The sequence below is a fragment of the Loktanella sp. R86503 genome, from assembly GCF_042466455.1.
Taxonomy (GTDB): Bacteria; Pseudomonadota; Alphaproteobacteria; order Rhodobacterales; family Rhodobacteraceae; genus Loktanella.
This window is the reverse complement of record NZ_JAXHCI010000005.1, coordinates 117,486-127,169: the sequence shown is the minus strand read 5'-3', so window position 1 is coordinate 127,169 and position 9,684 is coordinate 117,486. Positions and strand designations below refer to the sequence as shown.

The 9,684-nt window shown below is 58.8% G+C and carries 6 protein-coding genes; 3 read left to right on the top strand and 3 right to left on the bottom strand.

All coding sequences use genetic code 11. The features are described 5' to 3' along the window. Positions 1 to 34: 34 nt before the first annotated feature. Positions 35 to 874: an ABC transporter permease gene (locus tag SJY10_RS16965; protein WP_386685135.1), complete on the bottom strand. Its 840-nt coding sequence runs from the start codon at positions 872 to 874 to the stop codon at positions 35 to 37. A 264-nt stretch (positions 875 to 1,138) separates the two neighbouring features. On the opposite strand from SJY10_RS16965, the gene SJY10_RS16960 reads away from it, so the two are divergent. After that, a complete protein-coding gene (locus SJY10_RS16960) occupies positions 1,139 to 2,551 on the top strand; it encodes a mannose-1-phosphate guanylyltransferase/mannose-6-phosphate isomerase (RefSeq protein WP_386685133.1) in 1,413 nt (470 codons plus the stop codon). Positions 2,552 to 2,594: 43 nt separating this feature from the next. After that, on the top strand, positions 2,595 to 4,556 hold the full coding sequence (locus SJY10_RS16955; RefSeq protein WP_386685131.1) for a M10 family metallopeptidase C-terminal domain-containing protein: 1,962 nt from the start codon (positions 2,595 to 2,597) through the stop codon (positions 4,554 to 4,556). An 80-nt stretch (positions 4,557 to 4,636) separates the two neighbouring features. Here SJY10_RS16955 and SJY10_RS16950 read toward each other — a convergent pair whose 3' ends face one another. Continuing rightward, positions 4,637 to 5,296, bottom strand: coding sequence for a YjbF family lipoprotein (locus SJY10_RS16950; RefSeq protein WP_386685129.1), 660 nt, complete (start codon positions 5,294 to 5,296; stop codon positions 4,637 to 4,639). Beyond that, positions 5,293 to 7,500, bottom strand: coding sequence for a YjbH domain-containing protein (locus SJY10_RS16945; RefSeq protein WP_386685127.1), 2,208 nt, complete (start codon positions 7,498 to 7,500; stop codon positions 5,293 to 5,295). Before SJY10_RS16945 ends, SJY10_RS16950 begins: the two co-directional genes overlap by 4 nt. 211 nt (positions 7,501 to 7,711) lie before the next feature. On the opposite strand from SJY10_RS16945, the gene SJY10_RS16940 reads away from it, so the two are divergent. Continuing rightward, positions 7,712 to 9,589 carry a heparinase II/III family protein gene (locus SJY10_RS16940; RefSeq protein ID WP_386685125.1) on the top strand — a complete coding sequence of 626 codons (1,878 nt, stop codon included), beginning with the start codon at positions 7,712 to 7,714 and terminating at the stop codon, positions 9,587 to 9,589. The last annotated feature ends 95 nt before the right edge of the window (positions 9,590 to 9,684 follow it).

Here is a 9,684-nt window from a genome sequence, read left to right as displayed (position 1 = left end):
TCAGGCCACATGACCTCTTGCAAAATGTAGGGTGTCATTGTTGCAGGATGGTTTTGTAATAGGCGCGTAAAAAAATCAAAGAAAGCACCATCAATACCAAACCAAACCCATAGCCGTAGGTCAGTGAAACAAGGTTGTTTTCATAGGTTGGAAAGAACCCCTGCCGCACCAAGCCAATGATATGGATAAGCGGGTTCCAGGCGAGGCCATCGCGTACGGCCGGGGGCATTGCCTCTGGCAGGAACAGCACGCCAGAGGCCAAAAAAAGCGGGCGTGACAGAATGGCCCATATTGTATCCCAGACTGGAAACAGCCCGCCAAGAAGGCAGTTTGTCATACCAACACCAAGGCCAAGAATAGCAGCCATGCTAAGGCCCTGCATGAGCGGAATGAGGCTGATATGCGCGCGGGTTTCATACATTAAGTTGATCCCGCCTGTCACGATAAAGAAGACGGTGAACAAGGTCAGCGTATTCAGCAGGAAACGCGCAAGAATTGTATCAATCCACGTAACGCGCGGGTAAAACAGCAAGGCCCGCGAGTAGGACAGTGCACTGCCGATCTTGCCTTGCAAACTGCTATAGACGTCGAAAGGTAGATAGCTGATTGCATAGAAAAACAAAAAGTTCGTACCCAGCGGGGGCTTATGCACCAGCAGCGAAAAGGCCATCGACAGAAGCACGATCATACCGACCGGCTGCAAAACAGCCCAGATATACCCCCCCGGCTGGCGCCCGTAAGTCGATTCCATCTCGCGCAGGATCAGGGCCGTAATCGTGCGGGCACTGAGGAACCGAGGCGGTTTCAGTGACTGAGGCATCGGTGCGGCGCGCGGTGTATCTGGCAAGGCAACGGTCATGGTTTGACTAATCACACTGACCTGAATGGAGCAAGGCTGGTGTGAATGACAGCGCCGAAAGCGATTGGGATTGCGCGGGGTTGCGTAAGCTTTTGAAAAACAGCTTTTGCGGCAGTGGGCATTCGATGGTTGCGAAATGTAAGGCGAGGGCAAGTAAATAGCAGCGGGGTAATTTACGGGCTTGGCCACAAAATGATCTTGCGCAGATACATTTTAGGCATGAAGGCGTCATAAAATCCCGTTAAGCACGGCACCATAAAGACAAAAGGTAGATTAAACATGATTACGCCCGTCCTTCTGTGTGGTGGTTCCGGCACGCGGCTTTGGCCCTTGTCGCGCAAAAGCTACCCCAAGCAGTTTTCCCCGCTGATGGGCGATGAAAGCCTGTTTCAGGCCAGCGCTGCGCGGCTGGCGGGCGAGGGGTATAGCGCCCCGGTGGTCGTCACTGCCGATGCCTTCCGCTTTATCGTGACAGAGCAGCTGGATACTGCCGGCATTGCGCCCGGCGCTGTGCTGATCGAGCCTGCAGGGCGCGATACGGCACCAGCGGTGCTGGCGGCGGCGCTGCATGTGTATGCCCAGGATCCGGATGCGATGTTGCTGGTGGCACCGTCGGATCACGTGATCCCGGATGCGGAAGCTTTCAACGCGACTGTGGCGGCTGCCTTGCCTGCGGCAAAGGCGGGTCAGCTGGTGACCTTTGGCATCAGCCCCGACCGGCCCGAAACGGGCTATGGCTATCTGGAACTGGCCGCTGCCCCCACGGGCGATGTGGCACCCCAGCCGCTGAAGGCCTTTGTCGAAAAGCCCGATGCCGATACCGCCGCTGCGATGTTGGCCGAAGGGCGTTATCTGTGGAACGCAGGTATTTTCCTGTTTTCGGCCGCGACGATCAAAGCAGCATATGAAAAATTCGCCCCTGACATGGTCAAGGCCGTGCAAGGCGCGCTGGATCACGCCAAATCCGACCTTAGCTTTACCCGCCTTGCCGCCACTCAGTGGGAACAGGCGCAGGCGATTTCCATTGATTACGCCGTGATGGAGAAGGCGGACAATCTGTCGGTCGTGCCTTTCACCGGCCGCTGGTCCGACCTTGGCGATTGGGCCGCCGTCTGGCGCGAGACGCAGGCGAACGGCGTTTCCCTGTCCGGTCCCGCCACGGCGATCGACTGCACCAATACGCTGCTACGGTCCGAAGTGCCGGGGCAGGCGATTGTCGGCATCGGCCTTGATGACATCGTCGCCGTCGCCATGCCCGACGCCGTGCTGATTTCCCACAAGGGCCGCACGCAAGAGGTCAAGCAGGCGGTCGCCGCGCTGAAAAGCCAAAAGGCACCGCAGGCCGAAAGCTTTCCCAAGGATCACCGCCCCTGGGGCTGGTTCGAAAGCCTAGTCGTCGGCGAGCGGTTTCAGGTCAAGCGCATCGTCGTGCACCCCGGCGCCGCGCTGAGCCTGCAAAGCCACCACCACCGGTCCGAGCATTGGATCGTTGTGCAGGGCACCGCCAAGGTGACCGTGGACGAGGACGTCAAACTGGTCAGCGAAAACCAGTCCGTCTATATCCCCCTTGGCGCCGTGCACCGCATGGAAAACCCCGGCAAGGTGCCGATGGTTTTGATCGAGGTGCAGACCGGGTCTTATCTTGGCGAAGACGATATCATTCGTTACGAAGATGTTTACGCGCGGGAGTAATTTGAGCTGCGCAATCATCTTTGCGTTGTGAAGGATTACGCCTGTGCCCGATATTGCTGCCTCGACTGCGACAACTGCCAGTATTCAGGTTGGGGGCACCTTCAATGGTGTCCTCGAAACTGTCGGTGACCGGGATTGGATCCGGATCAATCTGACGGCCGGGCAGACGGTACAGATCGACCTGGGCGGCAGCGGCTTTAATGCGGTCAGTGATACCTATTTGCGGCTTTACAGTGCGAATGGCACTTTGATTGCAGAGAATGATGATGGCGGCAGTTTCTACAATTCGCAGCTGACATTTACGCCCGGTACCAGCGGAACCTATTATATTGCTGCTGGCAGCTATAACGATGGCCGCACCGGCAATTACACGGTCAGCGTGCAAGAGACGACAAGCGCGGGGGGCACCCCGACAATTCCGATCTTTCCGACGACCCCAAGCACCAATTACACACCGGCCCCGGATGCGCCTGCGGGCCCGCTGGATTCGATCATGGGCAATACGATACTGAATGATCACGTCGTGACGGTTTATTTTGGTCGTGCTGGCGAAAACTTTGATGGACAGATTACCGGAGAAGGTTTCAACGCCTACGAGCGGTCGCGCTTTCAATACGCCTTTGACCAGATCGAAGCCGTGGCCGATATCGAGTTTCGCATTGTAAACAATCCTGACCAGGCCGATTTCCGGCTGGTGCTGGATACCAATGAAATGGGGTATAACGAGCTGGGCTATTTCTATTCGCCCGGGCCCTATTTCGAAGCCGGCGTCGGGGTCTTTAATGGTGCCGCCTTTGATCGCCAGGCAGGCGGCAATCTAGAGGTGGGCGGCAACGGAGCCACGACCATCACGCACGAGCTGATGCACGGTCTGGGTCTGATGCACCCCCATGATGACGGGGCGGGGTCCGCGATCATGGCGGGTGTAACCAGCGCGTTTGACGATTATGGCCGGGGCAACCTGAACCAGGGCATCTTTACGGCCATGTCCTATAATCCCGGGTATGCGTCGGACCAGCCGACGTGGACCGATGCCTTCGGGTCCAGCAGCGGGCCAATGGCCTTGGATATCGCCGCCTTGCAGCTGATGTACGGTGCGTCGGACAACAACGGCGGCAACAGCACATACGGGCTGCGCTGGTCCAACGGCAGCGGTACGGGCTGGGAAACAATCTGGGACACGGGCGGTGCGGACCGGATCCAGTATACCGGATCAAACGACGCGACCATTGATCTGCGGGCGGCGACCCTGACCTCTTCTGCCGGTGGCGGCGGTTATGTTTCCTCAGTTGACGGTGTCATAGGCGGTTACACCATTGCAGCACGTGTGGTGATCGAGCAAGGCTACGGCGGGAACGGTGACGATTACATCATGGGGAACGGCGGCCGGAACCGGCTTGTCGGCAGCGGCGGTGATGACCGGATCATTGGTAACGCTGGTGGCGACTGGATTGGCGGTGGGCTTGGTGACGATATCGTGTCGGGCGGGTCGGGCAACGATGTTGTCTATGGTCATAGCGGCGATGACCGGGTCGAGGGGGGATCGGGCAACGATCTGCTTGGCGGGCAGAATGGCGACGACCGTCTTGCTGGCGGTGACGGGGATGACCGTCTATTCGGGCAGCATGGTGATGACCGGCTTTATGGCGACCTGGGGGCTGATTTGCTGACGGGCGGGACGGGGGCCGATATCTTTGTGTTCCGGCGTGAATCTGACAGCGGCACCACGGCTGCGACCCGTGATACGATTGCTGACTTCCAGATCGGTCAGGACCGGATCGATTTGTCCTATCTTGATGGCAATGCACGGCGGACGGGGGATCAAGCGTTTGATTTCGTCGGGCGCGTCGCCTTTGACGGAGCTGACGGGCAAGGCGACGTGCGCGCCCAGTCTGCCCGCGGCGGTGTGATGGTCATGGTTGATTTGGACGGCGACGGTGCGGCGGATATGCATATCATGGTTAATGGCGTTGCTGTACTGCAGGCCACTGACTTTATCCTGTAACAGGCGGCTTTACGACTAATTAAAAAGCCCCCGGTGATGCTTTGCCGGGGGCTTTTTGTGTCAGCCTTGACCTGCCCTCTTTAAGGCCGGTCCAGCTGGATATAGCCGGTATCGGGCGCGATGGCCTGCAGGCTGCGCACCATCTTGCCGCTGTCGTCGATCCAGTACTGGTTGGTAAAGGACAGCGCGTCAGAGGTGCAGGCCTCGCCAAAGCGTTCGGTGGCGATCTGGCGGCCGAGGATGCCGATGGTTTCGCGCCCTTGGGAGGCGACGGCGCAGGTAAAGCTTTGCGTGATGATCTGGTCGGTGTCCGACAGGGTTTCATGCACGCGGGTGGCGGTGCCGCCGCCGGCGATCAGGGCGCGCATGACGCTGTCCACATCGGCGGCCATCAGATCGCGGGGAAAGCCGCGGGTGGCGACCATGACGCCGTTTTGCGTGGTGACGGACGGTCCGTCCGCGGACAGCCACGTCGTGCGGTTGCCGTTCTGCGCGCTGGCTACAAGGGCTGCGACCATTGTGCCGCTATAGGCGTTCAGCACCATGAACCCGCCGGGGTTGGCGTCGACCTGGGCGCGTGTCAGCACGGGGGCTGTTGGCACGGGCGCGGCGGGCGCGCCGGACACACGGGTTTTCAGTGCCTCTACTGCACCGACGGCGATATTGCCGTCATTGAGTGGGCCGCAGGCGGTCATCGCCAGTGTGGCCGCGCCCGCAAGGGCTGCTTTCATCATGTTCATCGCCCGAACCGCCCCCAGGTATCTGTCAAATCGCCAAGTTGCCCGTCGCGGACCACTTCATAAAGTCGCCCCTGCACATCCAGCTTTGCGCCGCCGTCGCGGGTCAGGGATTGCACTGTGGTGGTCACGGATTTACGCGATGGGGTGCCGATGAAGTAGTCATAGGGGATCGTGATGCGGATACCCTTGTCGAATGATCCTTCGCCGAAATCGTCAAAGGGCATATCGGTCAGGGTAAAATAGCCGCCCACCTTCCAGCCGTTTTCATATTCGCGGTCCAGTGCAAAGGTCGCGCCCACATCGCCGGCCAGATATTTGCCGACCCCGAGCGAGGCATGATAGCCGCGGCCGATGTCGTAATAGCCCGTCAGATGCGCGGTGGTGACGCTGTAGTCGCCATTTTCGACGCGGCTTCCGTCCTCTTGGGTTTCATACTGGGCAAAGCCAAAGCCCATGTCCTGATCGCGCAGCATGGCGTAGTTCACCTCTGCTCCGACAGCCAGGCGCGAGGCGACGGGCTTCCACAACACCTCGGTCGAGACGCCGCCATACATCTGTTCCAGATAGCCTGCGGTGACGCGGCCATAAATGTCCGGCGTCAGGCGGGTGTAATAGGTCGCCGTCAGGTATTCGAGCGTTGGCGTGCCATCGCGGCCGAAATAGGCGCTATCGGTGCGCACATTGGCGTAGTCATTGACGTTTTCGGTGAAATCCAGCGGATCCTGCGCGCCAAGGGCGGTTTGCTGCACCCGGGTCGCCAGTTTCAGGTTCCGGCTCACGCTGTATTCCAGATCCAGCGCAAGGCCGGTGTCGAAATCCAGCGGCTCGTTCTTGTTGAACAGGATAAGCGAGAAATAGGGCGCAATGCCCCACTGGAACCTGGGGTCCGGATCGGGTTGGGTGACCAGACCGGCGACCGTGCCAGCAGCGGTCACGCCAGCGCTGGCCAGCAGGGCATCGGTGCCGCCGACGCGGTTTTCAGCCGCCTCTATTCCCGCGCGGGGCAGGCTGACGGCAGACAGGGGCAGGCCGTTCTGCACCGGCTCCATCACGAAGGTCTGCACCGAGGGCGGGATGACCTGCGTCATCATCCGCGCAGCGCGGCCCATGGCCTGGGCTTCGGAACGGAAGCGGGTGTTTTCATAGCGCAGACGCGCGGTGCGGTCGGTGATTTCCAGACCGATCAGCTTGATCCCCTCGATCGCCAGCAGATCCGTCAGACCCTTGCGCACCGCAGGTTCCGGCTGGGCAGTGCGGTTCCAGGTGGCGGCGGCGCGCTGATCGGCGGTGCGCACGCGCACAGGGGCAGGGGCGCTATCAAGGCCCGATGCGGTTTCCCTGTCGGCCGGGTTCAGAATATAGGTGCCGCGCAGGCTGAGTTCAGAGCCATACATCCATGCCGCACCCAGTTCGACATTGGGCGTGTAGCGGTAGGACAGACCGACGTTGATGGGCGAATTGTAATCGATGGCCGGGGTAAAGGTCCCCTCGGGGTAGTTGATCGACGAATACTCGGCCTTCAGGCCCAGTTTGTCGCTGTATTGGTATTCGATGCCGCCAAAGACGGCTATATCACCGCGGAAAAACTGGTTGGTGGACAAGGTGCCACCATTGCCGTCGCCGCTGCCTTCTTCGGCGAATTCGCGGTCGACATAGGCCGGGCGGGTATCAAAATAGTCGGATACGGCGCTGAGCGGGTTGGAAAACCCGTTCTGCTGCCCCATCGCACCCCAGCCCAGGCCGGCGGTCACGACAATCTTGTCACCAATGGATTTGGACCCGACGATATATTCGGAACTGAACCGCCCCGTGCCCAGAAAGTCGCGCATCCCGAAGGCAATCGCGGGGATATAGCGGCTTTCGGTGTTGAAGCGGTATTGCAGATCGAAACTGCGGTCGAAGGTTTCGAATGTATTGCGCTCTCCGGTGACGGCATCTGCTGTGCCGTATTGGTCGAAGTTGCCATAGCGAAAGCTGCCCGACAGGCGCGGTGTAATCTGATAGGTGAAGGATGTACGCGTCCCGCCTGAAGGCGAACGGGCAATGGTCGCCGCGATGTCATCGGGTGCCGCGCTTTCGGCGGTGGGCATTTCCAGCAGGCCGGGCGTGCCGAAAACCGTATAGGACGGCCCGTTGTCCTGCGCAGCTGTCATACTTGCGACAATGGTCAAAAGTGCCGTTTGGCCAACAAGTCTACGCATCATGAACCCCCGCATCAGCTTTGATCTGCTTACCAAGTCTGCCGGGTGAAGGGAAATGTCTATTTCAGCGCGGCGGCGGGGCTTTGCAGATAGCTTCTTAGCGCGATGTGATTGTGGTTTTGAACTGTTTCGTCATTCATGGGTTATCCCAAGCGGACGGTCAGCCACAGGCGGGGCTAATTGTCAAAGTTATATAAGACGACAAAGGATCAGGATGTCACAAGGTGATAAGGGCATGCGGTTCGGCTATGAGGCGCTTGCCAATATCGATATCGGAAGCACCTCTGATCACGCTGATGATGCAAAAATTAAAAGGGCAGCTGATGGCGTGCTTCAGTCAGGCTGGCAGCTGAAAGACTACCCTGTCATCCGCCTTGATGGTGACATTCCTTGGGTCGTCGTGGACCCCAAATTGCGGTCATGGAACTTTCGCGTTCATAGCTTGAGCATGCTGGAAGAAGTGCTGAATGCGCATAACATTATGGGTGATCTGATCTATCTTGAGCCAGCCCTGCAGGTCGCATTGGACTGGATCGATCAGCATCCGCGGGATGCACAGATGGTATCGGCCATGGCTTGGTATGACATGGCCGTTGGCATGCGGGTTTACCGGCTGGCTTACATTTTTGATGCAGCCCGTGCCGCAGGCCTGCTATCTGACGCAGCAAAAGATAAATTCTGGGCAGCGTTAGAGGCGCACCGGGCCGAGCTTTCGGATGATACGAAAATCGCCTTTCACAACAACCACGGCTATTACCAGATTGCGGGTCAGCTTGCGTTGGGGCGCCGCTTTGGAGCGGAAGATGCGCAAATGCAGGCGCTTTATGACCAAGGCGTCGCGCGATTTCGCGCCATGCTGGCTTTGCAGTTCAGCGAGGAGGGCGTTCACCGCGAACATTCGCCGGATTACCACCGCATGGTGTTGCACAGCCTCAAGAAGGGCATCATCCAAAGCGGCCTAATCCCTGATCCCGATCTTCTGGCCCAAGCAACCCGGATCGAGCAGCAGTTGGCGTGGTTCATCGATCCAAGCAGCCATATCGTCAACTTTGGTGACAGTGATACACGGTCATTGCTGCAAAATCCTGCGGCGGGATCCCCGCTGAATGCGTGGGGCAGCGATGCGATGCAGGCGGTCACGATACTCGGATCTGGGCTGCTGCGGCCGTCTGGTTTGAACCTGATGCGGCAAAGCGGATATGCAGTGGTGCGCCAGCCTGACCCTGCTGCCCCGGACGACATGACCCGCGACAGCTATCTGGCGCAGACGGCGGCTTTTCATTCGCGTACGCATAAACATGCCGATGACCTCAGCTTTGTCTGGCATGACCGGGGCGAGGCAATTTTGGTCGATGCCGGGCGCTATGGTTACATCGGCAAGACTGAACAAGGCTCAAAGCTATGGCTGGACGGCCATTGGTATAGCGATCCCATGCGTGTTCACATGGAAACGACACGCGCCCATAACACGTTGGAATTTGACGGCCGCAACAACCCGCGCAAGGGTGTGAAACCCTATGGCAGCGCTATTGTGAATGGCGTGTCCCAAGACGGCACCTATGCAATTGAAACCCGCTGCAAGCTGTTCGGATCAATCTGGAGAGATCGCGTGCTGGTCTTTCGTCCGAGCGAATGGTTGCTCGTGTTCGACGTCTTTATCGACAACCGCGACACTGTCCATGATGTGCGGCAGTGGTTCCATACGGCCCCCGGCTCTTATGTGGAGCCGTCGGAATCTGGATACCGGATTACGACCCCGGGCGGGCAGATTATGCAGGCCGCATCCTTGCTGCCGGGCCCGCAGCTTTTGCCCATCGAAAGCGGTGTCAGTATGCCGCGCCCGCAAGGGTGGTGGTCTGGCATAGAGGGAGATGCGCAACCTGCCCCTGCCTTTGGCTTTTTGATGTCGGGCTACCGCTCTGGCTATATGGCGACACTGTTCAGCTTTGGCCAAACGCTGGTTCCGAAAATGGAACGGGCTGTCAGCAGTGTAACAGGACGCCGGTTTCGGGTTTTTTGGACTGACGACCGGGGTGATCACCGGATCGTACTGCATCGCGACGAAGGACTAAGCTTGGTCGATATTGCTTAATGATCAAAGGCGGTATGGAAAGGCGCTCGATTTCCGAATGCAAAGAAGGTTATGAAGCAATGCCCGTAGCCTTCGCCGACACTGCGATCAGAATT

What these genes read in the sequence shown, in the direction of transcription:
- SJY10_RS16940 (WP_386685125.1), top strand. Translation starts at nt 7,712, where the DNA reads ATGTCACAAGGTGATAAGGGCATGCGGTTCGGCTATGAGGCGCTTGCC.
- SJY10_RS16960 (WP_386685133.1), top strand. Translation starts at nt 1,139, where the DNA reads ATGATTACGCCCGTCCTTCTGTGTGGTGGTTCCGGCACGCGGCTTTGG.
- SJY10_RS16945 (WP_386685127.1), bottom strand. Translation starts at nt 7,500, where the DNA reads ATGATGCGTAGACTTGTTGGCCAAACGGCACTTTTGACCATTGTCGCA.
- SJY10_RS16950 (WP_386685129.1), bottom strand. Translation starts at nt 5,296, where the DNA reads ATGAACATGATGAAAGCAGCCCTTGCGGGCGCGGCCACACTGGCGATG.